This is a genomic window from Streptomyces sp. V4I2, assembly GCF_030817655.1.
Classification (GTDB): domain Bacteria; phylum Actinomycetota; class Actinomycetes; order Streptomycetales; family Streptomycetaceae; genus Streptomyces; species Streptomyces plumbiresistens.
Window position 1 is genome coordinate 8,383,972 of sequence record NZ_JAUSZM010000003.1, and the last position, 26,235, is coordinate 8,410,206.

The 26,235-nt window shown below is 72.7% G+C and carries 23 protein-coding genes and 1 pseudogene; 14 read left to right on the forward strand and 10 right to left on the reverse strand.

Annotated features, from left to right (window positions below; translation table 11 throughout):
- Positions 1-27: 27 nt before the first annotated feature.
- The gene (locus QFZ76_RS39325) at positions 28-1,704 is read right to left on the reverse strand and encodes a PucR family transcriptional regulator (RefSeq protein ID WP_307678137.1); all 1,677 of its coding nucleotides are present in this window, start codon (positions 1,702-1,704) and stop codon (positions 28-30) included.
- Between the two features lie 375 nt (positions 1,705-2,079).
- On the opposite strand from QFZ76_RS39325, the gene QFZ76_RS39330 reads away from it, so the two are divergent.
- The 5 genes and pseudogenes from QFZ76_RS39330 to QFZ76_RS39350 all read left to right on the forward strand — a co-directional run bounded on the left by QFZ76_RS39330 (position 2,080) and on the right by QFZ76_RS39350 (position 8,707).
- Entirely contained in the window at positions 2,080-2,979 is a 900-nt protein-coding gene (locus tag QFZ76_RS39330; RefSeq protein ID WP_307678138.1) for a xanthine dehydrogenase family protein subunit M, read from the forward strand.
- Positions 2,979-3,563 carry a (2Fe-2S)-binding protein gene (locus tag QFZ76_RS39335; RefSeq protein ID WP_307678139.1) on the forward strand — a complete coding sequence of 195 codons (585 nt, stop codon included), beginning with the start codon at positions 2,979-2,981 and terminating at the stop codon, positions 3,561-3,563. The genes QFZ76_RS39330 and QFZ76_RS39335 overlap by 1 nt, the downstream gene beginning before the upstream one ends.
- A gap of 2 nt (positions 3,564-3,565) precedes the next feature.
- Positions 3,566-5,965 (forward strand): xanthine dehydrogenase family protein molybdopterin-binding subunit, encoded by a 2,400-nt coding sequence (locus tag QFZ76_RS39340; RefSeq protein WP_307678140.1) that lies wholly within the window; start codon positions 3,566-3,568, stop codon positions 5,963-5,965.
- 654 nt (positions 5,966-6,619) lie between these two features.
- Positions 6,620-7,503, forward strand: a pseudogene (locus QFZ76_RS39345) (solute carrier family 23 protein); the annotation flags it as partial.
- 52 nt (positions 7,504-7,555) lie between these two features.
- Positions 7,556-8,707 carry an XdhC/CoxI family protein gene (locus tag QFZ76_RS39350; RefSeq protein ID WP_307678141.1) on the forward strand — a complete coding sequence of 384 codons (1,152 nt, stop codon included), beginning with the start codon at positions 7,556-7,558 and terminating at the stop codon, positions 8,705-8,707.
- Here the strand turns inward: QFZ76_RS39350 and QFZ76_RS39355 are convergent.
- The 3 genes from QFZ76_RS39355 to QFZ76_RS39365 are packed head-to-tail and all read right to left on the reverse strand — an operon-like array spanning position 8,659 to position 11,020.
- Positions 8,659-9,978, reverse strand: a complete 1,320-nt coding sequence (locus QFZ76_RS39355; protein ID WP_307678142.1) for a lanthionine synthetase LanC family protein — start codon at positions 9,976-9,978, stop codon at positions 8,659-8,661. The genes QFZ76_RS39350 and QFZ76_RS39355 overlap by 49 nt on opposite strands.
- Positions 9,979-10,004: 26 nt before the next feature.
- Entirely contained in the window at positions 10,005-10,583 is a 579-nt protein-coding gene (locus QFZ76_RS39360; RefSeq protein ID WP_307678143.1) for a bifunctional 2-polyprenyl-6-hydroxyphenol methylase/3-demethylubiquinol 3-O-methyltransferase UbiG, read from the reverse strand.
- Positions 10,580-11,020, reverse strand: a complete 441-nt coding sequence (locus QFZ76_RS39365; RefSeq protein WP_307678144.1) for an SRPBCC family protein — start codon at positions 11,018-11,020, stop codon at positions 10,580-10,582. Before QFZ76_RS39365 ends, QFZ76_RS39360 begins: the two co-directional genes overlap by 4 nt.
- Before the next feature lie 592 nt (positions 11,021-11,612).
- On the opposite strand from QFZ76_RS39365, the gene QFZ76_RS39370 reads away from it, so the two are divergent.
- The 8 genes from QFZ76_RS39370 (at position 11,613) to QFZ76_RS39405 (ending at position 19,602) form a co-directional block, all read left to right on the forward strand.
- Positions 11,613-12,611 carry a glycosyltransferase family 9 protein gene (locus QFZ76_RS39370; protein WP_307678145.1) on the forward strand — a complete coding sequence of 333 codons (999 nt, stop codon included), beginning with the start codon at positions 11,613-11,615 and terminating at the stop codon, positions 12,609-12,611.
- On the forward strand, positions 12,608-13,558 hold the full coding sequence (locus tag QFZ76_RS39375) for a glycosyltransferase (RefSeq protein WP_307678146.1): 951 nt from the start codon (positions 12,608-12,610) through the stop codon (positions 13,556-13,558). The genes QFZ76_RS39370 and QFZ76_RS39375 overlap by 4 nt, the downstream gene beginning before the upstream one ends.
- On the forward strand, positions 13,558-14,781 hold the full coding sequence (locus QFZ76_RS39380; protein WP_307678147.1) for a glycosyltransferase: 1,224 nt from the start codon (positions 13,558-13,560) through the stop codon (positions 14,779-14,781). The genes QFZ76_RS39375 and QFZ76_RS39380 overlap by 1 nt, the downstream gene beginning before the upstream one ends.
- Positions 14,781-15,362, forward strand: a complete 582-nt coding sequence (locus tag QFZ76_RS39385) for an SIS domain-containing protein (RefSeq protein ID WP_307678148.1) — start codon at positions 14,781-14,783, stop codon at positions 15,360-15,362. Before QFZ76_RS39380 ends, QFZ76_RS39385 begins: the two co-directional genes overlap by 1 nt.
- An 80-nt stretch (positions 15,363-15,442) precedes the next feature.
- On the forward strand, positions 15,443-16,810 hold the full coding sequence (gene rfaE2, locus QFZ76_RS39390) for a D-glycero-beta-D-manno-heptose 1-phosphate adenylyltransferase (RefSeq protein WP_307680257.1): 1,368 nt from the start codon (positions 15,443-15,445) through the stop codon (positions 16,808-16,810).
- A 52-nt stretch (positions 16,811-16,862) separates the two neighbouring features.
- Positions 16,863-17,837 (forward strand): glycosyltransferase family 9 protein, encoded by a 975-nt coding sequence (locus QFZ76_RS39395; RefSeq protein WP_307678149.1) that lies wholly within the window; start codon positions 16,863-16,865, stop codon positions 17,835-17,837.
- Entirely contained in the window at positions 17,834-18,709 is an 876-nt protein-coding gene (locus QFZ76_RS39400; protein WP_307678150.1) for a glycosyltransferase family 2 protein, read from the forward strand. Before QFZ76_RS39395 ends, QFZ76_RS39400 begins: the two co-directional genes overlap by 4 nt.
- Positions 18,706-19,602 carry a glycosyltransferase family 2 protein gene (locus tag QFZ76_RS39405; RefSeq protein WP_307678151.1) on the forward strand — a complete coding sequence of 299 codons (897 nt, stop codon included), beginning with the start codon at positions 18,706-18,708 and terminating at the stop codon, positions 19,600-19,602. Before QFZ76_RS39400 ends, QFZ76_RS39405 begins: the two co-directional genes overlap by 4 nt.
- A 66-nt stretch (positions 19,603-19,668) precedes the next feature.
- On the opposite strand, the gene QFZ76_RS39410 is transcribed toward QFZ76_RS39405, so the two are convergent.
- The 6 genes from QFZ76_RS39410 to QFZ76_RS39435 all read right to left on the reverse strand — a co-directional run bounded on the left by QFZ76_RS39410 (position 19,669) and on the right by QFZ76_RS39435 (position 25,247).
- Positions 19,669-19,866, reverse strand: a complete 198-nt coding sequence (locus QFZ76_RS39410; RefSeq protein WP_307678152.1) for a hypothetical protein — start codon at positions 19,864-19,866, stop codon at positions 19,669-19,671.
- A 51-nt stretch (positions 19,867-19,917) separates the two neighbouring features.
- Positions 19,918-20,226 (reverse strand): DUF3040 domain-containing protein, encoded by a 309-nt coding sequence (locus tag QFZ76_RS39415; RefSeq protein ID WP_307678153.1) that lies wholly within the window; start codon positions 20,224-20,226, stop codon positions 19,918-19,920.
- Positions 20,227-20,281: 55 nt separating this feature from the next.
- Positions 20,282-21,175, reverse strand: coding sequence for a polysaccharide pyruvyl transferase family protein (locus tag QFZ76_RS39420; protein ID WP_307678154.1), 894 nt, complete (start codon positions 21,173-21,175; stop codon positions 20,282-20,284).
- A 64-nt stretch (positions 21,176-21,239) separates the two neighbouring features.
- A complete protein-coding gene (locus tag QFZ76_RS39425; RefSeq protein ID WP_307678155.1) occupies positions 21,240-22,691 on the reverse strand; it encodes a family 43 glycosylhydrolase in 1,452 nt (483 codons plus the stop codon).
- A gap of 65 nt (positions 22,692-22,756) precedes the next feature.
- Positions 22,757-24,187, reverse strand: coding sequence for a family 43 glycosylhydrolase (locus QFZ76_RS39430; protein ID WP_373464560.1), 1,431 nt, complete (start codon positions 24,185-24,187; stop codon positions 22,757-22,759).
- A 166-nt stretch (positions 24,188-24,353) separates the two neighbouring features.
- Positions 24,354-25,247: a DMT family transporter gene (locus QFZ76_RS39435; RefSeq protein ID WP_373464422.1), complete on the reverse strand. Its 894-nt coding sequence runs from the start codon at positions 25,245-25,247 to the stop codon at positions 24,354-24,356.
- Between the two features lie 68 nt (positions 25,248-25,315).
- Here QFZ76_RS39435 and QFZ76_RS39440 point away from each other — a divergent pair, with 68 nt between their 5' ends.
- Entirely contained in the window at positions 25,316-26,170 is an 855-nt protein-coding gene (locus QFZ76_RS39440) for a LysR family transcriptional regulator (protein ID WP_307678157.1), read from the forward strand.
- Positions 26,171-26,235 lie beyond the last annotated feature (65 nt).

Consider the following 26,235-nt stretch of genomic DNA (forward strand, 5'->3'; position numbering starts at 1 on the left):
GTCGGGGGAGTCGCGGGGGGTTCGGTGTCAGCTCATCCTCAGTGCCAGGAAGAAATCCAGCTTGTCCTCGAGGCGGGAAAGGTCACGGCTCGTCAACTGCTCGATCCGTCCCACCCGGTAGCGCAGCGTGTTGACGTGCAGGTGGAGGCGGGTCGCGCAGCGGGTCCAGGAGCCGTCGCAGTCGAGGAAGGCCTCCAGGGTGGGGATCAGTTCGGCGCGGTGCCGGCGGTCGTAGTCGCGCAGGGGGTCCAGGAGGCGGGCCGTGAAGGCCCGGCGGACGTCGTCCGGCACGAAGGGGAGCAGGAGCACGTGGGAGGCCAGCTCCTGGTGGCCCGCCGCGCAGACCCGGCCGGGGCGGGCCGCGGCTACTCGGCGGGCGTGGCGGGCTTCCTCCAGCGCGCCGCGCAGGCCCTCCGCCGAGTGGACCGACGCGCTGACGCCGAGGGTGACGCGGCCGTCGTCGTCGAGGCCGGCCGACAGGGGGTCCCGTACGGACTCCAGGAGAAGGTCGGCGATGATGCCCGCCTCCGAGCCGTCGTGCTCGGAGGAGACCGCGGGGAGGGGGACGAGGGCGATCGCCTCGTCGCCCGTGTGGGCCACCGCGATGCGGTCCGAGGGCTCGGGGCCCGTGGCGAGCGGGTCCACCAGGATCTCCTCGAGGAGGGACTGGGCGACCGGGCCGCCTTCCAGGTCGCCGCCCTGCCATTCGACGCGGGCCACGACCACCTGCCAGTGCGGGGCCGCGCCGAGGCCGGGGAGGAGGACGGGGGCGGCCACGCGCAGGCGGGCGGCGATCTCGGCGGGCGCGGCGCCTGTCTGCACCAGCTCCAGGACCTCCTGGGCGAGGCGCCGGCGGACCGTGCGCGCCGCGTCCCGCCGGTCCCGCTCGACCGAGATCAGCTGGGTGACGCCCTGGAGCAGGTCGAGCCGTTCCTCCGGCCAGTCCCCGGCGTCCGCCTCGACGGCCAGCAGCCAGTCCGACAGCACCGTCTCGCGCACGTCCCGGGAGCCCTGCGTGGAGCGGCCGCCGCTGCTGCGGATCGGGAAGAGCGAGTAGGTGGTGGAGCCGAGCAGGACGCGGTGCGGGCCGCGCCGGCCCGTGCGGACCGCCGCCAGGTGTTCGGCGGCGAGCTTCGCGCACACGTCGGCCGGCAGGGCGGGGCCCGCGGTCTTCGAGCCCGCGATGAGCCGCCCGGCGGGGGACAGCACCCAGGCCCGCAGGTCCAGGTCGGAGCCGAGCAGGTCCAGGACCACGTCCGGGCCGCCGCCCGCCGGGCCCGAGGTCATCATCCGCCGGTGCCGGTCCACCACGGCCGCGAGGTCACCGGCCCGCTCGCCGGACACCTGCCGTACGACGTGCTCGGTGATCGTCGCGAACGCCACCGACTCGTGCACCGCGAAGAGGGGGAGGCGGTGGCGGGCACAGGCGACGACCAGGTCGTCCGGGACGGCCCCGAGCTCGGCCTCGCCGGCCGCCAGCGCGGCCACCCCGGCCTGCACCAGGATCCGTACGAAGGGCTCGGCGTCGGCGGCGTCCCGGCGCCAGGCCAGACCGGTCAGGACCAGTTCCCCGCCCGAGAGATAGCGGCTGGGGTCCCTGAGGTCGGTGGTCATCACACCGCGCACGGTGCGGTCCAGCTCGTCCTCGCCGCCGAGCAGCCGCAGGCCCAGCGCGTCGGTGTCCAGCAGTGCGCGCAGCCGCATTCTCGTCGCCGCCGTTCTCTGTCTCGAAATCTACGATGAATCTTGAGGGCTGGTGAAGGCGGAGTCCGTCCGGCGGTCGACGAGCGGTGCCCGCCGTCTCCGGAGTCGCGTTCCGGCCGTGTTCCAGGTCACATGGGGTGTGCCTCGCGTTTCCCCAGGAAAACGAGGAGGTTACTGATGACCTCCGTTCATACGAATCTACAAGATGACCGCCCTGGCCAGCCAACTCCTTCATGGTTTCCGTGACTGACCCGGGTGCCGCACGGCGCTGTGTACTGGCGTCAATCCGCGTTAACAGCACATGAACGAGCCGGGCCCGCCGCACACGGATTGGCTCAATCTGTACGACCCACGAGACGAAGAAGAGAGCCGGTCATGGACTTCCTTCGCCCCGCCAGCTGGGAGGAGGCGCTCGCCGCGAAGGCGGAGCACCCCACCGCTGTGCCGATTGCGGGTGGCACCGACGTGATGGTCGAGATCAACTTCGACCACCGCCGGCCCGAGTACCTGCTCGACCTCAACCGCATCGGCGACCTCGAGGAGTGGGAGGTCGGCGAGGAGAGTGTGCGGCTCGGGGCCTCGGTCCCCTACACGAAGATCATGGAGCACCTGCGCGGCGAGCTTCCGGGCCTGGCCCTCGCCTCGCACACGGTCGCCTCCCCGCAGATCCGCAACCGCGGCGGCGTCGGCGGCAACCTCGGCACCGCCTCGCCCGCCGGTGACGCCCACCCGGCCCTCCTCGCGGCCGGCGCCGAGGTCGAGGCCGAGTCCGTACGAGGGTCCCGGCTGATCCCGATCGACGCGTTCTACACCGGCGTGAAGCGCAACGCGCTGGCGCCGGACGAGCTCATTCGCGCCGTCCACATCAAGAAGGCCGACGGGCCCCAGCAGTACTCGAAGGTCGGTACGCGCAATGCGATGGTCATCGCCGTGTGCGCCTTCGGGCTCGCGCTGCACCCCGAGACGCGGACCGTGCGGACGGGCATCGGGTCGGCGGCGCCCACCCCGGTGCGTGCCAAGGCCGCGGAGGAGTTCCTGAACGCCGCGCTGGAGGAAGGCGGCTTCTGGGACAACGGGAAGATCATCACTCCGTCGGTCGCCAAGCAGTTCGCGGACCTGTGCGCCGGCGCCTGCAACCCGATCGACGACGTCCGGGGCACGGCGAGCTACCGCCGCCACGCGGTCGGCGTCATGGCCCGGCGCACCCTGACCTGGACCTGGGAGTCGTACCGCGGCACTGACGGCCAGACACATCAGAAGGGGAGTGTCGCGTAATGCGCGTTCATTTCACGGTCAACGGCCGTCCGCAGGAAGCCGACGACGTCTGGGAGGGCGAGAGCCTGCTGTACGTGCTGCGGGAGCGGCTCGGTCTGCCGGGTTCGAAGAACGCCTGCGAGCAGGGGGAGTGCGGGTCCTGCACCGTCCGGCTCGACGGCCTGCCGGTGTGTTCGTGTCTGGTCGCCGCCGGTCAGGTGGAGGGCCGGGAGGTCGTCACCGTCGAGGGACTGGCGGACTTCGCCAAGCAGCGTGCCGAGCACGGGGGTTGTGCGTCCGGTGCCTGCGGTACGTCCCTTCAGGACGCCCGGGAGTGGGCCGCCGAGGGGCACGACTCGCAGACCGGTGAGGGCACCGAACTCTCCCCGGTGCAGCAGGCGTTCATCGACGCCGGCGCCGTCCAGTGCGGCTTCTGCACCCCGGGTCTGCTGGTCGCCGCCGACGAGATGCTGGAGCGCCACCCGAACCCGACCGACGCGGACATCCGCGAGGCGCTGTCGGGCAACCTGTGCCGCTGCACCGGCTACGAGAAGATCATGGACGCGGTCCGCCTGGCGGCCGCCCGACAGGGAGAGGCGGTCTGAGCATGCCCAGCAACGGCGCCCCCATCGGGACCCCCACCAAGGTCACCCAGGGCTCGAAGACCAAGGGCGGCATCGGCGAGTCCACGCTCCGGCCGGACGGCACCCTCAAGGTCACCGGCGAGTTCGCGTACTCCTCCGACATGTGGCACGAGGACATGCTCTGGGGCCAGATCCTGCGCTCCACGGTCGCGCACGCCGAGATCGTGTCCATCGACACGATCGAGGCGCTCGCCCTGCCCGGCGTGTACGCCGTCATGACGTACGACGACCTGCCGACCGACGTGAAGAACTACGGCCTGGAGATCCAGGACACCCCGGTTCTCGCCCACGGCAGGGTCCGCCACCACGGCGAGCCGGTCGCCATCGTCGCCGCCGACCACCCGGAGACCGCGCGCCGCGCCGCCGCCAAGATCAAGGTCGAGTACCGGGACCTGCCCGTCATCACCGACGAGGCCTCCGCGACCGCGCCGGACGCGATCCTCATCCACGAGAACCGCGACGACCACCACGTCGGGCACGTCCCGCACCCGAACATCGTGCACCGCCAGCCGATCATCCGCGGTGACGTCGAAGAGGCCGCCAAGAACGCCGACTTCGTCGTCAGGGGCGAGTACACCTTCGGCATGCAGGACCAGGCCTTCCTCGGTCCCGAGTCCGGCCTCGCGGTGCCGGACGAGGACGGCGGCGTCCACCTCTACATCGCCACCCAGTGGCTGCACTCCGACCTGCGCCAGATCGCGCCCGTGCTCGGCCTGCCCGAGAGCAAGGTGCGGATGACGCTGTCCGGCGTCGGCGGCGCGTTCGGCGGCCGCGAGGACCTGTCGATGCAGATCCACGCCTGTCTGCTGGCGCTGCGCACCGGCAAGCCCGTCAAGATCGTCTACAACCGCTTCGAGTCCTTCTTCGGGCACGTCCACCGCCACCCCGCGAAGCTGTACTACGAGCACGGGGCGACCAAGGACGGCAAGCTCACCCACCTGAAGGCGCGGATCGTCCTCGACGGCGGCGCGTACGCCTCCGCCTCCCCGGCCGTCGTCGGCAACGCCGCCTCGCTCGGCGCGGGCCCCTACGTCATCGACAACGTCGACATCGAGGCCATCGCCCTCTACACCAACAACCCGCCCTGCGGCGCCATGCGCGGCTTCGGAGCGGTCCAGGCGTGCTTCGCCTACGAGGCCCAGATGGACAAGCTCGCCGACAAGGTGGGCATGGACCGGGTCGCGTTCCGTCAGCTCAACGCGATGGAACAGGGGACCGTCATGCCGACCGGGCAGGCCGTCGACTCGCCCGCCCCGGTCGCCGAACTCCTGCGCCGCGTCAAGGCGATGCCGATGCCGCCGGAGCAGCAGTGGCTCGCGGCCGGCGAGGCCGCCGACGTACGCCAGCTGCCGGGCGGCCTCTCCAACACCACGCACGGAGAAGGCGTCGTCCGCGGTGTCGGCTACGCGGTCGGCATCAAGAACGTCGGCTTCTCCGAGGGCTTCGACGACTACTCGACCGCGCGCGTTCGTATGGAGGTCGTCGGCGGCGAGCCGGTGGCCACCGTGCACACCGCGATGGCCGAGGTCGGCCAGGGCGGCGTCACCGTCCACGCGCAGATCGCCCGCACCGAGCTGGGCGTCGCCCAGGTGACGATCAAGCCGGCCGACACCCAGGTGGGCAGCGCCGGTTCGACGTCCGCGTCGCGTCAGACGTACGTCACCGGCGGCGCCGTCAGGAACTCCTGCGAGCTGGTGCGCGAGAAGGTCCTGGAGATCGGCCGCCGCAAGTTCGGTTCCTATCACCCCGCCTGGGCGACGGCGGAGCTGCTGCTCGAGGGCGGCAAGGTCGTCACCGACGGCGGCGAGGTCCTCGCCGACCTGGTCGACGTACTCGAAGGCGAGTTTGTCGAGGTCGAGGCCGAGTGGCGGCACCGTCCGACGGAGGCCTTCGACCTGCGTACCGGGCAGGGCTTCGGCCATGTCCAGTACACCTTCGCCGCGCACCGCGCGGTCGTCGAGGTCGACACCGAGCTCGGCCTGGTCAAGGTCATCGAACTGGCCTGCGCCCAGGACGTCGGCAAGGCGCTCAACCCGCTGTCCGTCATCGGCCAGATCCAGGGCGGTACGACCCAGGGGCTCGGCGTGGCGGTCATGGAGGAGATCATCGTCGACCCGAAGACCGCGAAGGTCAGGAACCCCTCCTTCACGGACTACCTGATCCCCACCATCCTCGACACGCCGACCATCCCCGTCGACGTGCTCGAACTCGCCGACGACCACGCCCCGTACGGGCTGCGCGGCGTCGGCGAGGCACCCACCCTGTCGTCGACTCCGGCCGTCCTCGCGGCGATCCGCGACGCGACGGGGCTGGAGCTGAACAGGACGCCGGTACGGCCGGAGCATCTGACCGGTACCGCGTAACGCCGGCCGCAAATGCAGTACCACGTTCACCTGGGGGCGTCCCCGGGGCGTGCACCTCCCCAAATCCCGCAAGTCACCGAAGACAACACGCGGGCCCTATGAACCTTGGGAGACGGCACCATGACCCAGCAGCCAGAGGAGTCGCGAACCATCGTGCGGGGCGCGGGAACTGGTTCCCGCGCCCACGCCGACCGGTCCTTGTGTGACCGTTACTCACACTGGCGGGGTTCCTTGGCTGCGCAAGAAGTGCGCCGCCGTGTCCCTGCCTTCACACAGGAGGCGTACATCCTCCTGCTCAACCGTTCCTGGGCGGTGAACGGGCCTGGACCCGGGCACCGGCACGCCCCGAACGGTCTTGGGCGCACTGGTCGTCCGCTTTCGCAACCGGGCGGCGACACGGATCCTGTCCCTGGTCCGGCCCCGGGAGGGCGGAGTCCCTCACGACCTAGCGCTGTGAGTGCGGCCAGAGGCGACGGGGAGGCCCTGCACCATCTCGCTGGTCGAGCAGAGGCCCCGATCGCTGGCGCCGTACCCGGCGGCCCAGATCTTGCTGGGTACGCTACCCCGTTCCCTGCACGACGGCGCAAGCCAGGAAACAGACCATCACACGATCGAGTTAACCCACCTCAGTGCCTGTTCCCTGGGACGTACCTGGTTTCCCTCGGCCCCACCGGCGAACTCGCCGCTGGCCCGCTCTGCTCTTCGCCGTCACCCTCCTCGCGATCTTCCTCCAGGCGCGCGGCGTCCCCGGCGCGATCCTGCTCGGCATCGTCGGCGGCACCGTCCTGGCCGTGCTCCTCAACGCACTCGACGTCATCGACCCCAGGCAGTGGGCGAGCGGAGCCCCCGAACTGCACGGCGGCGCGGTCTCCATGCCGGACTTCTCGATCTTCGGCCACGTCGAGTTCGGCGGCTGGGGCGAGGTCGGCGCGATGACCGTCGGCATGATCGTGTTCACCCTCGTGCTGGCCGGGTTCTTCGACGCGATGGCCACCATCATCGGCGTCGGCACCGAGGCGAAACTCGCCGACGAGCAGGGCCGGATGCCGGGCCTGTCCAAGGCGCTGTTCATCGACGGCGCGGGCGGCGCGATCGGCGGCGTGGCGGGCGCCTCGGGCCAGACGGTGTTCGTCGAGTCGGCGACCGGCGTCGGCGAGGGCGCCCGTACGGGCCTGTCCTCCGTCGTCACCGGGCTCTTCTTCGCGGCCTGTCTGTTCTTCACCCCGCTGACGGCCATCGTGCCCGGCGAGGTCGCCGCCGCGGCCCTCGTCGTGATCGGCGCCATGATGATGATGAACGCCCGGCACGTCGACTGGGCCGACCGCGCGACCGCGATCCCGGTCTTCCTGACCGTGGTGATCATGCCGTTCACGTACTCCATCACGGCCGGCGTCGCGGCCGGCGTCATCTCGTACGTGGCCATCAAGACCGCCCAGGGCAAGACGCGGGAGATCGGGGCCTTCATGTGGGTCCTGACGGTGATCTTCCTGGTGTACTTCGCCCTCAACCCGATCGAGAGCTGGATGGGCGTGCACTAGCCGCGCCTGGCAGACGCCCTCCACGCGACCGCAGTTGAAAGGAGACCGAGACATGCTGGACATCGCCGAGGAGCTGAACCGGTGGGCCGAGCAGGGACGCGACTTCGCCGTGGCCACCGTCGTGGCCGTCGGCGGCAGCGCGCCCCGCCGGCCCGGCGCCGCCCTCGCGGTGGACGCCGACGGCACGGCGATCGGCTCGGTCTCCGGCGGCTGCGTGGAGGGCGCGGTCTACGACCTGTGCCAACAGGCGCTGCGGGACGGGGAGTCGGTACTGGAGCGCTTCGGCTACAGCGACGACGACGCCTTCGCCGTCGGCCTGACCTGCGGCGGCGTCATCGACATCCTCGTCACGCCGGTACGGGCGGGCGACCGGGTCCGCCCGGTGGTCACGGCCGCGCTCGACGTCGCCGCGCGCGGGCGGGCGGCGGCACTGGCCCGGATCGTCTCCGGCCCCGCGGACCTCGTGGGCCGGGCGATGCTGGTCCGCCCCGAGGGGGCGTACGACGGCGGCTTCGGCGCCCATCCCGAGCTGGACCGCACGGTCGCCGCGGAGGCCGGGGCGCTCCTCGACGCCGGCCGTACCGGCACCCTGGAGATCGGCGAGCAGGGCTCCCGTTGCGGAGCTCCGCTCACGGTGCTGGTGGAGTCGTCCGTCCCGCCGCCCCGCATGATCGTCTTCGGCGCGATCGACTTCGCGTCGGCACTGGTGCGGATCGGCAAGTTCCTGAACTACCGCGTGACGGTGTGCGACGCGCGACCCGTGTTCGCCACCCGCGCCCGTTTCCCCGAGGCCGACGAGATCGTCGTCGAGTGGCCCCACACGTACCTGGAGCGCACGGACGTCGACGCCCGTACGGTCCTGTGCGTCCTGACCCACGACGCCAAGTTCGACGTCCCCCTGCTGAAGCTCGCGCTGCGGCTGCCGGTGGCGTACGTCGGCGCGATGGGCTCCCGGCGCACCCACCTGGACCGCAACGAGCGGCTGCGCGAAGTCGGCGTCACCGAGCTGGAGTTGGCGCGGCTCAGGTCGCCGATCGGGCTCGACCTCGGGGCCCGGACGCCGGAGGAGACGGCCCTGTCGATCGCCGCCGAGATCGTCGCCGACCGGCGGGGCGGCAGCGGCGTCTCACTGACCGGCGCGCACACACCGATCCATCACGACGTGACGTCCGTGCCGGCGGGCCGGATCGGGTCGGTGGCCTGAAGGGCGCCCCGGCGCACCGCCGGCTGGTCGGGCCAGGCGAACGCGTAGTCCGGATCGCCGGCACGGCCCAGCCGGACGTACCGCATCAGCTCCCGGGCGATGCCCGCGTTGCCCATCGCCCACCCGGTGCGGGGTTCGAGTTCGCTCGGGGTGGCCTTGTGCTCGACGTTGGACCAGCGGGCACCGTCGGCGTCCCGGATCGCGCGGTCGGTGAGATCCGCGACGAGGACCCGGGCGAAGTCGTGGCCGTCGTCCTGCTCGGCCATCCGGTCGCAGGCCAGCGCGAGAACGCCCGCGGTGCCGCAGCAGCGGCCGTTGTTGTCCCAGAAACCCGGGCGCAGCCGGCCGGGCAGGCCGGAGTGGGTGACGGTGTGCCAGCAGCGGTCGGCCAGGGCCGACCAGGCAGCCGCTTCCCCGGTGAACACGTCCCTCAGCTGCCGGAAGACCTGGGCGTCACCGGCGGGCCCATGACACCAGCCGTAGCTGTGGCGCTCGATCCGGTCGGGCAGGTGTGCCGGGTCGGAGTGCCCGACCAGGAACCCCTCGGGTCCGTCCTCGTCCCGCGCCACGACACCCGCGGCACCGGCTCGGCCCAGCTCGACGAGGTCCGTCCGTCCCGTCGCGGTGCCGACGGCGGCCAGCGCGTACACGATCCCGAGGGTGCCGTGCGAGAGGTGGTGCATACGCCCCTCCCTGCCGGTACGGAACTCCCAGTGCACGCCCGACGGGACCTTCTCGGCGGTCCGCAGATAGGGCTCCAGGGCGAGTACGGCCAACTCCTCGTCGCCCAGGAGCAGTGCGCCGAGGCCGATTCCGGCGTTGCCGCCCATCAGCTCGAACAACTCGCCCCAGCGGGTCCCGTCGAAACGCGACCGCACGAGATCCAGGGCCCGGTCCGCGGCGGCGCCGGAGGCCGCGTCGCCCAGCTCGTCGTGAACGGCCCGCAGCACGAGCGCCATTCCGGTGAGCCCGAAGTACAGGGAACTGTCCTCGCAGTCCTCGGCGGAGGCGACGAGCCCACGGGCCGCGCGCAGGGCGGTGTCGGCGTACGAGTCGTCCCCGAAGTGCCGCCAGGCCTCCAGGAGCACCGGTACGACCCCGGCGGAACCGGAGTAGAGCATGGACTCGGGCTGGTCGTCGGAGGGCTTGGCGGGCCAGGCCAGCCCACCGCCCTCGGTGTCCCGCGCGGCGGCGAGCATCCAGCGCAGAGCATCGACCGCCAGCGCCTCGGCCTCGTCAATTCCCGCGTCGGGACCATCGGTTGCCGTCATGACGCCCACTTTGGCACGGGCCGGGTTCAGGCCGACAGCACGAAGCAACGCAGCCCGCCCGGCTCCAGGTCGTACCAGCGCCCCCGACTCCAGACGCCGGTGAACGCGGCGACCTCGGCCGGCGTGAGGCCGATGCTGTGGCGCTCCTCGGGCAGCCGGTCGGTGAGCGGGGTCGTCACCAGCCAGGTCCCGCCGGGCGCCAGCAGTCCTCGTACCTGCTCGGACACGGCCGCCTTGTCCGCCATGAACGCGAGCACCAGCCGCATCGTCACGAGGTCGAAGGCCGCGCGCGGCAGCTGCGCCGAGACCTCGGCCTGGTCCTCGAAGTCCAACCGCCGGGCTTTCAGGCGTGGTTCCACGTCGGCGTACCGGTCCCGGGTCGCCGTCACCGCCGCGTCCGCCCAGTCGACGGCGAGTGTGCGGTAGCCGAGACCGGCCAGGGCCGCCGCGTAGGTGCCCAGGCCGCAGCCGACGTCGAGCGCGCGGGCGTCGGGGCGGGGATGTACGGCCTCGGCCAGCAGACGCAGTTCCTCGGGGTCCGTGCGGCGGAAGCCGTGGCCGGCCGCGAAGTGGCCCTCCCAGCCGGCCCGTTCGGGCGCCGTCACGGCCGCCTCAGGAGCCCGTTCACCGCCCGGCCGAAGACATACCGTGCGGTGGCCGCCAGGAGGGGATCGAAGAGGCGGGGGAGGAGGCGTACGCGCAGTTCCTCGCGCCACAGGACGCGGGTGCGGCCGCCGGGGCCGGGGTGGACCTCGAGTTCGGCCCACCCGGTGATGAAGCGGCCGCGTTTGTCGAGGCGGCAGAGACCTGGGAGGTCGTCCGTGGGAGGCCGCCAGACGGTGACTTCCATGGGGTCGTCGAAGGAGAGCGGGCCGATGCCCGAGCGGGCCACGACAAGCGTGCCCTCGTGCGTCGGCTCCGGTGTGGTCACGGTGATCCGGGTGAGCGGGACCGCGTCGCCGTGGCGGGCCCAGTGGGTGAGGCGGCGCCATGCCTCGTCGCGAGGGAGCGGGGCGGTGCGTTCGAGCAGGAAGTTGACCACGGGACGATCGTAGGGAATGCAACCCGCTGAGCAGGGCGTTCGTATACGGCCCGGCCGCGTCACGCGCGTGGCAACAGCTCGCCAACAGTGGGTGGGCACCCCGTCCGCGGCCGGGCGGCGACGCTCTGGCATCCGGGCCATGGGTGGGCATGCCGCCGCTCCGAGGCGGAGACCGTGACCTTGACGGCAGTGGTCGAGTGGCCGGTCCACACATGTGGCACTGCCGTGCGGTACCCGCCCGGGCAGCCGAGGGTCGGCCCCACGTGAGGGGCGGGAACGCGGGCGGGAGCGCGGGACCGGCTGGTTCTCGCGCCTCGTCGCCGCCCGAACCGGTGGTCGCGCGGTGACGGAGCGGTGGTGCGGGGGTGACGTAGACCGAAAATTCGGAGTATTGCGTGCCAAGCTGTCTCCAAGTGTTTGAGACAACCGCAGTGACGGCACTCGCAGAGCTCAAGGTCCCCACACGCCGCCCGGGACGGAGCACGAGTCTCATGCGCATCCTTGGTATCAACCCCCTCTTCCATGATCCAGCCGCTGCGGGGAGGTCCGTGGAGGCTCCCCGCATGTCCGGCGACATGGGTGGGTGGGGGCGGTGAAGGCTCTGGTGGCGCGGTTGGACAGTTTCGGTGATGTGCTGCTGGCCGGGCCGGCGGTTCGTGCGGTGGCGGCCCGGGCGGACTCGGTGACCATGTTGTGCGGGCCGCGGGGTGCTCCGGCGGCCCGGTTGCTGCCGGGGGTGGACGACATCCTGGTGTGGGATGCGCCGTGGGTGGGGCTGGAGCCTGCGCCGGTGGGGCGTGGGGAGGTCGAGCAGCTCATCGACATGATCGACGCCGACGCGGCGTTGATCCTGACCTCGTTCCATCAGTCTCCGCTGCCGACCGCGCTGCTGCTGCGTCTGGCGGGGGTGGGGTGGGTTGCGGCGGACTGTGAGGACTATCCGGGGTCGTTGCTTGATGTGCGGCATCGGCGTGCGCCGGATGCTCATGAGGTGGAGGCGATGCTGGAGCTGGCCGGGGCGGCGGGGTTTGCGCGGGTCGATGACGGACGGTTGCGGGTGCTGCCGCCGCCGGGTGCTGCGGGGTTGACGGGTCCGGGGTCGTATGTGGTGGTGCATCCGGGGGCGAGTGTGCCGGCCCGGGCGTGGGGGCGGGAGCGCTGTGCGGAGGCCGTCCGCGAATTGGCCGGGGCCGGGCATCGGGTGGTGGTGACCGGCGGGCCGGACGAGCGGGAGCTGACCGGGTTTGTGGCCGGGGAGCACGGGCTGGACCTGGGGGGCCGTACCGGGGCTGAAGAGCTGGCCGGGGTGCTGGCCGCAGCCGATGTGGTGGTCACCGGTAATACGGCGCCGGCCCATCTTGCGGCGGCGGTGGGCAGGCCGGTGGTGTCGTTGTTCGCGCCGGTGGTGCCGGCCGGGCGGTGGCGGCCCTACGGGGTGCCGTATGTGCTGCTGGGTGATCAGCAGGCGCCCTGCGCGGACAGCAGGGCCCGCACCTGTCCGGTGCCCGGGCATCCCTGCCTGGACACCGTCACCGCTCACGACGTGGTGGCCGCGGTCGAGAAGCTGATCGGGGAGGTGGGGCCGGTATGAGGATTTTGTTGTGGCATGTGCACGGGTCGTGGACCACGGCGTTTGTGCAGGGCCCGCACACCTACCTGGTGCCCGTCACCCCCGGCCGCGGGCCGGACGGGCTGGGCCGGGCGCGGACCTTCGACTGGCCCGACTCGGTGATCGAGGTGCCGCCGGAGCGGTTGCGGGACGCCGGTGTGGATGTGGTGGTGGTGCAGCGGCCGCATGAACTGGCGCTGGTGGAGCGATGGTTGGGGCGGCGGCCGCCGTTGGTGTATCTGGAGCACAACGCGCCGGATGGTCAGGTGCCCGACACCCGCCACCCGGCCGCCGACATCCCGGGCGTCACCCTGGTCCACGTCACGCACTTCAACCGGCTGATGTGGGATGCCGGTTCCACGCCTACGGCCGTGATCGAGCACGGCATCGTCGATCCGGGTTACCGGTGGACGGGGGAGATGGAGCGGGCGGCGGTGGTGGTCAACGAGCCGGTGCGGCGGGGCCGGACGGTCGGTACCGATCTGCTGCCGGGGTTCGCCGGCGTGGCCCCGCTGGATGTGTTCGGGATGGGCACCGAGGGCCTGGCCGGCCATCTCGGTCTGCCGCCTGACCGCTGCCGGTCTCATGAGCTGGTGCAGGCGGAGTTGCATGCGGCGGTGGCGCGGCGGCGGGTGTATGTGCATCCGGTGCGGTGGACGTCGTTGGGGTTGTCGTTGCTGGAGGCGATGCATCTGGGGATGCCGGTGGTGGCGTTGGCGACGACGGAGGTGGTGGAGGCGGTGCCTGCGGGGGCGGGGGTGGTGTCCAACCGGGTTGAGGTGCTGCATGAGGCGGTGCGGGGTTTTCTGGCTGATCCGTTGGCTGCCCGTTCGGTGGGTGAGGGGGCGCGGGCGGCGGTGCTGGCCCGGTACGGGTTGTCGCGTTTCCTGGATGACTGGGAGCGGTTGTTGAAGGAGGTGGTGGCCTGATGAGGATTGCCATGGTGTCCGAGCATGCCAGTCCGCTGGCCGCGTTGGGTGGTGTCGATGCCGGTGGCCAGAACGTGTATGTGGCCCGCCTCTCGGAGGAGTTGGCCCGGCGTGGGCATGACGTGACGGTCTACACCCGCCGCGATGGCACGCGTCTGCCGGACCGGGTGGGGCTGCCCGGGGGTGCGGTGGTCGAGCATGTGCCGGCCGGGCCGCCCGAGGCCGTGCCCAAGGACGACCTGTTCCCGCACATGCCGGCGTTCGGCGCCTACCTCGCGCGGGTCTGGGAACGTGAGCGGCCCGAGGTGGTGCATGCCCATTTCTGGATGTCCGGCATGGCCGCCCGGATCGGTGCCCGGCCCCGCGGTATTCCGGTGGTGCAGACGTTTCATGCTCTGGGCACGGTCAAGCGGCGTCATCAGGGCCACGAGGACACCAGTCCGGCCGAGCGGGTGGGTATCGAGCGGCAGATCGGCCGGGGCTGCGACCGGGTCCTGGCGACCTGCACCGACGAGGTGCTCGAACTGGCCGACCTGGGTGTGTCACCGCGACGGGTGTCCGTGGTGCCCTGCGGAGTGGACGTCGGGCACTTCCGCCCCGGCGTCGACCCGGGCACCGCCCCCGCCCCCGTCCGGCGGCAGCGGCACCGGCTGCTGTCCTGTGGCCGGCTGGTCCGCCGTAAGGGCTACGACCAGGCGATCGAGGCCCTCACTCGGATCCCCGACACCGAACTCCTGATCGCGGGCGGGCCCGCGCCCGGCCTGCTGGACGCCGACCCCGAGGCGGAACGGCTCCAGCGGATCGCGCAGCGCGCCGGCGTGGCCGACCGGGTGCGGCTGCTCGGCGCGGTCGACCCGGCCGACATGCCCGCCCTGATGCGCAGTGCGGACCTCGTCCTGGGCACGCCGACGTACGAGCCGTTCGGCATCGTGCCGTTGGAGGCGATGGCGTGTGCCGTCCCCGTCGTGGCCACCGACGTCGGCGGCCACCGGGACACCGTCTCCGACGGCGGCACCGGTCGGCTGGTGCCGCCCGGCGACCCCGGCGCGATCGCCGCCGCCGTACGCGACCTCCTCGCCGAGGACGGCACCCGCAGTCGGTACGGCACCGCCGGGCGTGCCCGGGTCCTCGCCCGCTACACCTGGCACCGGGTCGCCGACGGTGTCGAACAGGTCTACCGCCAGGTGGCGGTCGGACACGCCCGGCCGAAGGAGGTGGCCTGATGACCCTGCACCCGCCCGCCGTCGCACACTGCGACGAACTCCAGGACGCGCTGGGCGCGTTCCGCGCCTCGGCCGACATCATCGAGCGCTGGGGTGAGCGCCTGGCCGCAGTCCTCACCGGGGGCGGCAGGCTGCTGGCCGCGGGCAACGGTGGCAGTGCGGCGCAGGCGCAGCACCTGACCGCCGAACTCGTGGGTCGCTACCGTGACGACCGGCCCGCCTTCTCCGCGATCGCGTTGCACGCCGACACCTCCAGCACGACCGCCATCGCCAACGACTACGGCGTCGACGAGGTGTTCGCCCGCCAGGTCCGCGCCCACGGCCGTCCCGGCGACGTCCTGATGCTGCTGTCCACCAGCGGCGCGAGCGCCAACCTGCTGTCCGCCGCCGACGCGGCACGCTCGGCGGGCCTGCGCGTGTGGGCCCTCACCGGACCCGCGCCCAACCCCCTCATGGCGGGCAGCGACGAATCCCTGTGCGTGAGCGCCGGTACCGCCGCGACCGTCCAGGAACTCCATCTGGTCGCCGTCCACATGGTCTGCGCGGCGTTCGACGCGGCGGTGGAACGGAGGGCGGCATGACGGGCGGATGGGACGAGGGCGCGGCGGACGCGTCACGGGACGGTACGGCTCTTGCTCCGGGAGAGGGCGCGACGGGCGGCGTGCGCCGCCGGGCCCCGCTCCTGGTGGTCGGCGACGCGCTGCTCGACCGGGACCTCACCGGTCACGCCGAGCGGCTCGCACCCGACGCGCCCGTTCCGGTCGTCGCCGACTGCGGGCAGCGCGTACGGCCGGGCGGCGCCGCCCTCGCGGCCTACCTCGCCGCCCGCGACGGCCATGACGTCACCCTCGTCACCGGGCTCGGCGACGACCCCGCCAGTCGGGAGCTGCGGCGACTGCTCGGACCGTGGCTGACACTGATCCCGCTCCCGCTGACCGGCCCGCTGTCCGAGAAGACCCGTGTCCTCGCGCAGGGCAGTCCCGTGGTCCGCCTGGACCGGGGCGACGGCCAGGTGCGGGAGGCCACCGAGGAGGCGCGTCGGGCGATCCGCCGGGCACCGTCCGTTCTGGTCTCCGACTACGGCCGCGGTGCCGCCGACTGTCTGCGCGACGTCCTGGCCGAACGCCCGCCCCTGGTCTGGGATCCGCACCCGTGCGGCGGACCGCCGGTGCCGGGCACCCGGCTGGTCTCGCCGTCGGAGAAGGAGGCGTACGCGCTGTCCGGGGAGCGGGGCGCGACGGACGGCGACCTGCGTGGTGCCGCCCGTGGCGCCGCCGCACTCGTCCGGCACTGGCGGGTCGCCGCCGTCGCGGTGACCCTGGGCGCGCGCGGTGCCCTGCTGTCGTACGGGGAGCACCCGCTGCTCGTCCCGGTGCCCACCGTGCACGTCGGCGACCCGTGCGGCGCGGGCGACCGGTTCGCGGCGACGGCGGCCGGGCTGCTCGCGGACGGCGCGCTCGTCGGCGAGGCGGTCGAGGGCGCGGTGGCCGCCGCGAGCGACTTCGTCGGCGCGGGCGGTGCGGCCGCCCTCGCGTGCGAGGAGGCGGACGCTCCGGCCACCGACGGCGACCCGGGCGATCCGTTCGCCCTGGCCGCCCGTGTCCGCGCGGCGCACGGCACCGTCGTCGCCGCGGGCGGCTGCTTCGACCTGCTGCACGCCGGGCACGTCGGACTGCTCCAGGCCGCCCGGCGCCTCGGCGACTGCCTGGTCGTCTGCGTCAACTCGGACGCGTCGGTGCGGCGGCGCAAGGGCGAGGGCCGCCCGGTCACCCCGCTCGCCGACCGCGTCCGCGTGCTCAGCGCCCTCGCCTGCGTCGACGCCGTCGCCGTGTTCGACGAGGACACGCCCGAACGTCTCCTCGGCGAACTCCGCCCGCAGGTCTGGGTCAAGGGCGGCGACTACGCCGGCGCCGACCTGCCCGAAGCCACGCTGCTGGAGGAGTGGGGCGGCCAGGCGGTCCTGCTGCCCTACCTCGACGGCCGCTCCTCGACGATCCTGATGGCCCGAGCGGCGGGCGTGCCCCGATGACGGCCGGCCGGCGGCCGGCGAGGTGTGCCTCCCCTGCCACCGGAGGTGCCCCATGACCCCCCAGCGCACCCGACGCCGCCCCCGCCTCCTCGTCCTGCGCGCCCTCGGCCTCGGTGACCTCCTCGCCGGTGTGCCCGCGCTCCGCGCCCTGCGCCGCGCCCATCCCGGGCATGAACTCGTGCTGGCCGCGCCCGCCGAGCTCGGACCGGTCGTGGCGGCCACGGGCGCGGTCGACCGGCTGCTGCCCGCGTCGGCACCCGGACGGGCCGTCCCCCACCGCATCGACTGGACCGGCCCGCCCCCCGACATCGCGGTCGACCTGCACGGCAACGGCCCGCCCAGTCACCGTCTGCTGATGCGGCTGCGCCCGCTGGAGCTGCTGGCCTTCGCGCACCCCGAGACCCCCGAGGTCGACGGCCCGCAGTGGTTCCCGGAGGAACACGAACGGGCCCGCTGGTGCCGGCTCCTGCGGTCGTACGGCATCGACGCCGACCCGGCCGACCTGCGGCTGCCGCGTCCGCCCGGACCGTCCCCGGCCCCCGGCGCCGTCGTCCTGCACCCCGGGGCGGGCGCACCCTCGCGTTGCTGGCCGACGGAGGACTACGCCACGGTCGCCGAGGCGCTGCGTGAGCGCGGGCAGCGGGTCGTGGTGACCGGGGGAGCGGACGAGGGCGATCTGGTGGCCGACCTCGCCAAGCGCGCCGACCTGCCCGACACGGACGTCTTCGGCGGCGGCCTCCCCTTCGACCGGCTCTCCGCGCTGGTCGCCGATGCCCGCGCCGTGGTCAGCGGCGACACCGGCATCGCGCATCTCGCGGTCGCCCACGGCACCCCCTCCGTCACCCTCTTCGGCCCGGTCCCGCCGAGCCGTTGGGGCCCGCCCGCGCACCCGCGTCACCAGGTCCTGTGGCATCCGGGCCCGGACGGCGACCCGCACGGGCGCCGCACCGACCCGGCCCTGCTGCGCATCCGCCCCGACGACGTACTGGCCGCCCTGCGCGAACTGCGAGGCATCCCTCCACCATGACTCAGGCACCCGTCGGCATCGTCATCGCCACCCGAAATCGCTCCGGCAGCCTCGCCGAGACCCTCAGTCGACTCTGCGCCCTCCCCGAACGCCCCCCTGTCCTCGTGGTGGACAACGCCTCCACCGACGACACCCGCACCATGGTTGCCCGCGACTTCCCGCAGGTCCGCGTGCTGGCCCTGCCGTTCAACCGCGGCGCCCTCGCCCGCAACCACGGGGTGCGCGCCCTCGACACCCCGTACGTGGCGTTCAGCGACGACGACTCCTGGTGGGCGCCGGGCGCGCTGGACCGGGCGGCCCGCCTGTTCGACGCGTACCCGAGGCTCGGGCTGCTCGCCGCCCGTACCCTCGTCGGCCCCGACGGGGCCCCCGACCCGCTCAACGACGTGCTCGCCGACTCCCCGCTCGGCACTGCCACCGACCTCCCCGGCCCCCAGGTCCTGGGCTTCCTCGGCTGCGCCGCCGTCGCCCGGCGAAGCGCCTACCTGGAGGCGGGCGGCTACCACCAACTGCTGTTCTTGGGCGGCGAGGAGACCCTCCTCGCTTATGACCTCGCCGCCCGCGGCTGGGGCGTCACCCACTGCCCGGACCTGATCGCCCACCACCACCCGGATCCGGCCCCCCGCACCCACCGCCGGGCCGTCATGCGCCGCAACGCGCTCCTCACCGCCTGGCTGCGCCGCCCCCTGCCGTACGCGCTGGCCCGCACCCGGGACCTGGCCGCCGCCGCCCGCCATGACGGCCAGGCTCTGCGCGCCCTGCGCGAGGCGCTCGTCCGCCTGCCCACCGCACTGCACGCCCGCAAGGCCCTGCCGCCGGACGTCGAGCGCGCCGCCCGCCTGCTGGACCGCGCCCCAGGAGTCCCCGCATGACCGACCCCCGCACCACCGTCGTGGTCATCACCCACAACCGGCGCCCCGAACTCCTGCGCACCCTCGACCGGCTCGCCCGGCTGCCCGAGCGGCCCGCCGTGATCGTCACCGACAACGCCTCCACGGACGGCACCGCCCCCGCCGTCGCCCGGCACCACCCGGACGTACGGCTGCTGCGCCCCGGCCGCAACCTGGGCGCCGTCGGCCGCAACCTGGCCGTGCGCCAGGTCCGTACGCCGTACGTGGCCTTCTGCGACGACGACTCCTGGTGGGCGCCCGGGGCGCTGTCCGGCGCCGCCGACCTCCTCGACCGGCACCCGGCGCTCGCCTCCGTCACGGCCCGTATCGTCGTCGAACCCGACGGCACCGACGACCCGATCACCGAGGAACTGCGCAACTCACCCGTGCCCGGCCCCGAGTGGCTGCCCGGCCCGGCGCTGGGCTCCTTCCTGGCCGCGGCCACCGTGCTGCGCGCCGACGCCTTCCGGGCCGCGGGCGGCTTCCATCCGCGGCTGTGGCTGGGCGGCGAGGAGGAACTGCTCGCCGCGGATCTGGCGGCGGACGGCTGGTGGCTGACGTACGCGGAGGACCTGACGGTCCATCACCAGCCCTCGGTGGCAAGGGATTCCACGCTCCGGCGGACGCACGGCATCCGCAACACGCTGTGGTTCACCTGGCTGCGCCGCCCGGTCGGGCCCGCACTGCGCCGTACCGTCCACCTGGCCCGCACGGTCCCCCGCGACCGGGCGTCCCTGCGCGCCTTCGCCGAGGCGACGGCCGCACTCCCGTGGGTGCTGCGCGAGCGCCGGGTGCTGCCGGCGGCGGTCGAGTCACGGCTGCGCATGCTGGAGCACGCCCAGCGGAACTCGACCGCCCGCAGCTACACGGGCTGAACCGGAGCCGGAGACACGGCTGGACCCGGCCGCCCTGATCGGCCGGCCGGGTCACTCGCTCTTCGGTCACTCGTTCTCCGGGCGCTCGCCCTTCGGGCCCCGTCCGCGTTCGGTGCGCGGGCCCCGGCTCTGCCACTCCGGATCCTGCTGCAGGGCCTCGTTGGCGGCCGCGTTGGCATCCTGGTCGGAGACACCCGACCGTTCCGCCTCCTTGCGCAGCCGCGCCCGCCGGGTGTCGTACTTCTTGCCTCCTGGCTCGGGCATGACGATCACCTCCTGGCGGCCGGGGCCCCGTGGCCCCCGGCCACAAACGCCTCAGCCATCGGTCCACCGGCACAGCAGGCGGAACACCGAGTACAGCGTGGGGGGCCATACGGCGGCGAAGGCCCAGATCACGCCGGGGTCGGAGGTGCGGATGCCGGTCACCATGAGCCCGGTCGACACGCCGACCAGGAGTGCGACGATCAAGGTGGGCGGCCGCCAGTGCGCCAGCCGGGACAGGACGGACGGCCGGCGCGGCCGCAGTGTGCGCATGCGGCGCTCGAGGCGGCGGTCGCGGCGTAGCGCGCGTTCCATCTCGTCGAGGATGCGCTGCTCGTGGTCGGGGAGTCGGCTAGTGGTCACGGTCACTCCTCGTGGGGCCGGAAGTCCCTCTCCGGGTCCCCGGCCGTTGCGCGGACTAACCGGTGAGACGCCGCTCCAGGGCGTCCGGCAGGGCGTCCGCGCCGTCGGGTTCCGCGCCCGCCAGGAAGTCGGCGCGGATCCGCCGGGCGGCCTCCCGGCCGGTGCTCAGACACCACTGCCACCAGTGGTCGAGCAGGTCGGCGTCGAGGTGGTCGGCGGCCACCGGCGCGGGCCAGCCGCAGGCACGGGCCTGCGCGGTCACCTTCGCGCCGCCCGTGACCGGGTCGACGGCCAGGGCGGGGATGCCGGCCCGCAGCGCCAGCACCAGCCCGTGCAGCCGGTCCGTGACGACGAGGTCCAGCCGGCCGAGCACGGACTCCAGCTGCGCCGGCGTGGCGCTCAGCCGCCAGTCGTGCGCGTCGAGCCGGGTCTCCAGTTCCAGCCGGGCGCAGTCCCGGCCCGCCGGCCAGCGGGTCACCTCGTCGGCGACCTGCCCGTGCCGCCGCCGGGGCCCGTACTCGTGCTGCGTGAGGATCACCCCGGCCACCGGCGGGACCGAGGCCGCGGAGGCGCGGGTCGACAGGTCCCGCACCGGCTCCGCGCCCGGGGCGTCCCGCGCCAGCACGCGATGGAAGCCGGTGGTGGCGGGCGCGCCGGGGTCGACGACGGACGTCCCGACGGCGATCCGCACACAGTGCGCGAACCGCCGGTGCAAGTCCTCGACCTGCGGCCCGTGCAGGGGCCCGCACACGAACACCAGGTGGGAGTACTCCTCGGGCCGGACCCCGGCAAGGTGCAGGGCCCCGGGCCGGAATCCCGGGCTCCACACGACGTCGTACGGGATCTCCGCCTGTCCCAGCACATCCTCGACGCGCCGCAGCGCGAGCACGTCTCCGGCGGTCGCCTCCCCGTCCCGGAAGCTGAACCACCCGGTCAGCAGGATCCTCATGTGCCACCGGGTGCCCCGGGGGCGGGCCGGGGACACCGGCCCGCGCCCACTCACCGGGTGTGACTCACTGGCCGTAGAACGTGGCGTCCGCCCGGTCGGTGGCCGTGCTGGGCGTCTGCACGTACAGCAGGTAGGTGTAGTGACGGATGTAGCGGCCCGCGGAGGCGTACGACTCGTAGGAGACGCCCGCCGAGTCGGACAGGCCCGCGCGCTTGTAGAAGGTGGCGTCGGAGGCGAACTGGGCCGAGCCGTCGTTCTTCTCCAGCCGGACCTCGAAGCTCGCGTTGCTCCGCAGGTAGTAGCCGGGGAAGTTGGCCGACTCCAGTGACACGGTGCCGCTGCCGGTCAGGCCGGTGACCACGCGGAACTGGGAGTCCGCGAGCGGGCTGACGTTGGCGTCGATCCGGGCCCGGTAGTCGAAGTGGCGGATGAAGCGGTCCGCGAAGTTGTACGACGAGAAGCGCTGCGGGGTGACTCCGTCGGCCACCGGGATGCCGAAGTCGGGGGTGCCGTCGGCCTTCCAGTACACCTTCTGGACGCGGGTACGGCGGTTGGGGTCGTTCAGCGGGTCGCCGGTGATGTCCTTGTAGCTGCGGTCGTGGTAGACGAGGATGTCGGACTTGCCGTCCTCGGAGACGGTGAAGGAGTTGTGGCCAGGGCCGTATTGCGAGGTCGCGTCACTCGACTTGAACACCGGCTGGGAACCCTTGGCCCAGGACGCCGGGTTGGTCAGGTCGGCCGTCGCGGAGGCGGTCAGCATGCCGAGGCAGTAGTTCGCGTCGGTCGCGCTGGCCGAGTAGGTCATGAAGACCTTGCCGCCCCGCTGGATCACCGCGGGGCCTTCGTTGACCTTGAAGCCGATCGTCTCCCAGGACAGCGTCGGCTGGGATATCTCGGCCGCGGTGCCGGTGATCGTCCAGGGGTTGGCCATCTTCGCGATGAACAGGCTGGTGTTGTTGTCCTCGGCCGGGTTGCGCTGGGCCCAGGAGAGGTAGCGGACGCCGCCCACGACGAAGGTGGTGGCGTCGAGGGAGAAGCTCTCCCACGTCGTCTTGATCTGGCCCTTCTCGGCCCAGGTCGCGGTGAGCGGGTTGGCTCCGGTGCCCTCCAGGACGTACATCCGGATCGCCCACTTGTCACTGGTGGAGCCGGCGGCGAAGTACACGTACCACTTGCCGTCGATGTAGTGGATCTCCGGCGCCCAGATGTTGGCGCCCATCACGCCGCTGGCGTGCTTGGTCCAGATCGTCGTCTCGGGCGCGGTCTTCAGGCCCTGGATGGTGGTCGCCCGGCGCAGCACGATGCGGTCGTACGCGGGCACGGTGGCGGTGAAGTAGTAGTAGCCGTCGGTGTGCTTGAAGATGTGCGGGTCGGCGCGCTGTTCGGCGATCGGGTTGGTGTACGTCACGGCGGGGGAGTCGGGCACGGCCGCGTGGGCGATGGTGCCGGGCCCGGCCAGGCAGCCCACCAGGGCGAAGAGGACGGCCATGAGCAGCCGTACGGTGTTGCGTCTCAAGGGGGTTCTCCAGATCACGGAGTGCGGGGAGGGGGAGGGAGGGGAGAAGCAGGGAGGGGAGGGCGTCAGGTCGTGGGCACGATCCGCCACTGCTGGCAGGTGTTGTTCAGCCACGTCCACAGCCGTACGTCGGCCCCGTTCACGGTGGAGCAGTTCGCGACGTCGGCGACCTTGCCGCTGTTCTCGTTCACGATCCGCACGTAGTCCCCGGTGGCCGTGTAGACCAGACGGAACTTCTGGCAGTTGTTGTTCAGCCAGGACCACTGGGCGATGTCCGTGCCGTCGGCCGTCGCGCAGCCCGCGGTGTCCATGACCTTGCCGGTGGCGACGTTGACCAGTCGACTGGTGTCGTTGCCGAGGTCCTCGACGCGCCACTTCTGGTTGGCGCCGCCGGTGCAGCTCCACTGGAAGATGTTGGTGCCGTCCGCGGCGTTGCCGCCCTCGACGTCCAGGCACTTGCCGCTGTTGCGGTTCACCAGGGTGTACGCGGTCGGGGTCGCCGCCGTCTCGCCCGCGGGGCCGGGCAGCGTCGTGCCGAGCGCCACCGGGGTGCCGAAGTTCGGCGTGCCGTCCGCGTTCCAGGTGAACTTCTGCGCCCGCGTCGTACGGCCGTTGCCGCAGCCGCCGTTCGCGGTGTCGTTGGCGTGGTAGACGATCCAGTTCTCGGTGCCGTCCGGCGAGCTGAAGAAGCCGTTGTGGCCGGGGCCGTAGACACTCGCCGCGTCATTGCGCTGGAAGACCGGCGTGGACTTCTTCGTCCACGAGGCGGGGTTCAGCGGGTCGGTGCCGGTCAGTTCCAGCTGCCCCAGCTTGTAGTCCGCGGTCTGGCAGGAACTGGCGGAGAAGGTGAGGAAGGTGCGGCCGTCGTGGTACAGCGGTTCCGGTCCCTTGTTGACCGCGCCGCCCGAGGTCTCCCAGCTCGCGGTGGGGCTGGAGATGATCCTGAAGGTGCTGCTGGCCAGCGTGTACGGGTTGCTCATCGGCGCGATGACCAGGCTCTGCGTGCTGCCGTTGATGAAGCCGCTGCCGATCATGTACAGGCTGTTGTTCGCCTTCAGGACGGTGGCGTCGATGAGCCAGCCGCCGGGGGTGAGGTTGGAGCCGCTGAGCTGGTTCTTGTAGGTGTACGGGCCCATCGGGTCGGTGCCCGCGCTCTCCAGCACATGAGTGCGCTGGGAGTCGCAGCAGGCGACACCGCTCTGCCCCGCCGAGTAGTACAGGTACCAGCGGCCGTCGAGGAAGTGCAGCTCGGGCGCCCAGATGTTGGTGTTGCGGGTGGCGGTGGTGTCGCTGAAGACCTGCACGCTGGGGGCGGTGGAGAGTCCGGCGAGGGTCGGCGACTTCCGCATGGTCAGCACGCCGGTGAAGGACGTGGTGACCAGGTAGTAGTTGCCGTTGTAGTACTCGAGCCAGGGGTCGGCGCCCTTGGTCGACTTGATCGCGTTGGTGTACGGGCGGCCCTCGGCGGCGGCGGCCGGGGTCGTCGCCGACACCATGGCGATCAGGACGGCGAGCACGCACAGGATCAGGGATCTGTGGCGTATGGCGGGGGGCTGCTCTGACATCTTCGGCATGCGGGACCGTCCCTGTCCGTAATTTCGAACGGCGTTCGTAAATTCGATCAGAAGATAAGCGGGGGCCATGCTTCCGTCAACGGTTTCGTCACCTGCGCTTTACACGCGCGACGCTCAGCGTGTTCGCGGCGACGATCCCGCCGATGCCCGCCCACTCGGCCCACCCCAGCTGCTGGCCGAGCGCGAGCCACCCCACGACTGCGGCGAGAACCGGGTTGACGCTCATGAACAGCCCGAAGGCCTGGGCCGGCACATGGCGCAGGGTGAACAGATCCGCGAGGTACGGCACCGCCGAGGACAGCACACCGGCAGCGACCGCGTACCCGACGGCCTCCGGGGCCGGCGGCTGCCGCAGTACGAGCACGACCCCGACCGGCAGGAACAACAGGGCGGACACGCAGGCGGCCGCGGCCGACCCCTGGGCGCCGGAGACCCGGCGACCCACCGTGCGGCTGAGAAGGATGTACGACGCCCAGCAGGCGGCGGCGAGCAGCCCAAGGCCCATCCCGAGGTAGTCGGCCGACTGCCGCGGACGCATCAGCGTGACCACCCCCGCCACGGCGACCAGCGCACAGCACAGGTCCACGCGGCGGCGCGTCGCGGCCAGGGCGACGGTGAGCGGGCCGAGGAACTCCAGGGTCACCGCGAGGCCCAGGCCGATCCGGTCGATGGCGCTGTACAGGGACAGGTTCATCGTCCCGAACACCACGGCGAGCAACAGCACCGGCCACCACTGCCGCCAGGTGAAGGCCCGCAGCCGCGGCCGTCCGACGGCCAGCAGGACGAGCGCGGCGACGTACTGGCGCACCGCGACGACACCGAGAGGCCCGAGCACCGGGAAGGCGAGGGAGCCGATCGCGGCGCCGGTCTGATTGGACAGACCGCTGCCGACCATCGTGGCGACGCCGGCGAGCCGGCCACGTACGGGCTCCGGGACGGTGGCGCTCATGGGCGCGGTCGCTGAGGCGGATGCGGGTCGCATGCGCCGATCGTGCGGCCGTACGGCACATACGCAAAATGCGCCTGTTCACGGATCTATACGCTGGACGCATGGATGTGGAGCTTCGCCAGTTGCGCTGTCTCGTCGCGATCGTCGACGAGGGCAGCTTCACCGACGCGGCCATCGCGCTCGGCGTCTCCCAGGCGGCCGTGTCCCGCGCGCTGGCCTCGCTCGAACGGGCGCTGGGCGTACGGCTGTTGCGCCGCACCTCCCGCGAGGTGACGCCGACCGCGACCGGCCTGCGGGCGGTGGCGCAGGCCCGGCGAGTGCTCGGCGAGGTCGACGACCTGGTGCGTGAGGCGACCTCGGGGCACACCCGGCTGCGGATCGGCTACGCCTGGTCGGCGCTCGGCCGCCACACCCCCGCCTTCCAGCGCCGCTGGGCGCAGGCCCGTCCCGACACCGACCTGCACCTGGTCCGCGTCAACTCCGCCACCGCCGGTCTCGCGGAGGGCGCCTGCGATCTCGCGGTGGTGCGCAGGCCCTTGGACGACCGGCGCTTCGACTCCGCCCTCGTCGGGCTGGAGCGACGGCTGTGCGCGCTGGCCGCCGACGACCCGCTGGCCGGGCGCCGCTCCGTCCGGCTCGCCGACCTCGCCGGACGCATCCTGCTCATCGACCGGCGTACCGGCACCACGACCGCCGCACTGTGGCCGCCGGACGCCCGCCCCGAGACCGAGGAGACCCACGACATCGACGACTGGCTCACCGAGATCTCCACGGGCCGGGGCGTCGGCGTGACCGCGGAGTCCACCGCCCACCAGTACCCGCGCCCCGGGATCGTCTACCGACCGGTCCGCGACGCCGAGCCCATCGCCGTACGCCTGGCCTGGTGGCGCGGCGACGCCCACCCCGCCACCCAGGCCGTGATCGAACTGCTCACCGCCCTCTACCGCACCGGCTGACCGGGCCCTTCCAGCGCAATGTCATCGCCCGGGCGCTGGTACGGGAGGCGTGACGCGGGTGAGGG

Coding starts and splice junctions, on each gene's coding strand:
- QFZ76_RS39330 (WP_307678138.1), top strand. CDS start 2,080: ATGGACTTCCTTCGCCCCGCCAGCTGGGAGGAGGCGCTCGCCGCGAAG.
- QFZ76_RS39385 (WP_307678148.1), top strand. CDS start 14,781: ATGACCCTGCACCCGCCCGCCGTCGCACACTGCGACGAACTCCAGGAC.
- QFZ76_RS39325 (WP_307678137.1), bottom strand. CDS start 1,704: ATGCGGCTGCGCGCACTGCTGGACACCGACGCGCTGGGCCTGCGGCTG.
- QFZ76_RS39395 (WP_307678149.1), top strand. CDS start 16,863: ATGACCCCCCAGCGCACCCGACGCCGCCCCCGCCTCCTCGTCCTGCGC.
- QFZ76_RS39380 (WP_307678147.1), top strand. CDS start 13,558: ATGAGGATTGCCATGGTGTCCGAGCATGCCAGTCCGCTGGCCGCGTTG.
- QFZ76_RS39440 (WP_307678157.1), top strand. CDS start 25,316: ATGGATGTGGAGCTTCGCCAGTTGCGCTGTCTCGTCGCGATCGTCGAC.
- QFZ76_RS39405 (WP_307678151.1), top strand. CDS start 18,706: ATGACCGACCCCCGCACCACCGTCGTGGTCATCACCCACAACCGGCGC.
- QFZ76_RS39340 (WP_307678140.1), top strand. CDS start 3,566: ATGCCCAGCAACGGCGCCCCCATCGGGACCCCCACCAAGGTCACCCAG.
- QFZ76_RS39355 (WP_307678142.1), bottom strand. CDS start 9,978: ATGACGGCAACCGATGGTCCCGACGCGGGAATTGACGAGGCCGAGGCG.
- QFZ76_RS39410 (WP_307678152.1), bottom strand. CDS start 19,866: ATGCCCGAGCCAGGAGGCAAGAAGTACGACACCCGGCGGGCGCGGCTG.
- QFZ76_RS39400 (WP_307678150.1), top strand. CDS start 17,834: ATGACTCAGGCACCCGTCGGCATCGTCATCGCCACCCGAAATCGCTCC.
- QFZ76_RS39430 (WP_373464560.1), bottom strand. CDS start 24,187: ATGGTGTCGGCGACGACCCCGGCCGCCGCCGCCGAGGGCCGCCCGTAC.
- QFZ76_RS39435 (WP_373464422.1), bottom strand. CDS start 25,247: ATGCGACCCGCATCCGCCTCAGCGACCGCGCCCATGAGCGCCACCGTC.
- QFZ76_RS39335 (WP_307678139.1), top strand. CDS start 2,979: ATGCGCGTTCATTTCACGGTCAACGGCCGTCCGCAGGAAGCCGACGAC.
- QFZ76_RS39375 (WP_307678146.1), top strand. CDS start 12,608: ATGAGGATTTTGTTGTGGCATGTGCACGGGTCGTGGACCACGGCGTTT.
- QFZ76_RS39420 (WP_307678154.1), bottom strand. CDS start 21,175: ATGAGGATCCTGCTGACCGGGTGGTTCAGCTTCCGGGACGGGGAGGCG.
- QFZ76_RS39350 (WP_307678141.1), top strand. CDS start 7,556: ATGCTGGACATCGCCGAGGAGCTGAACCGGTGGGCCGAGCAGGGACGC.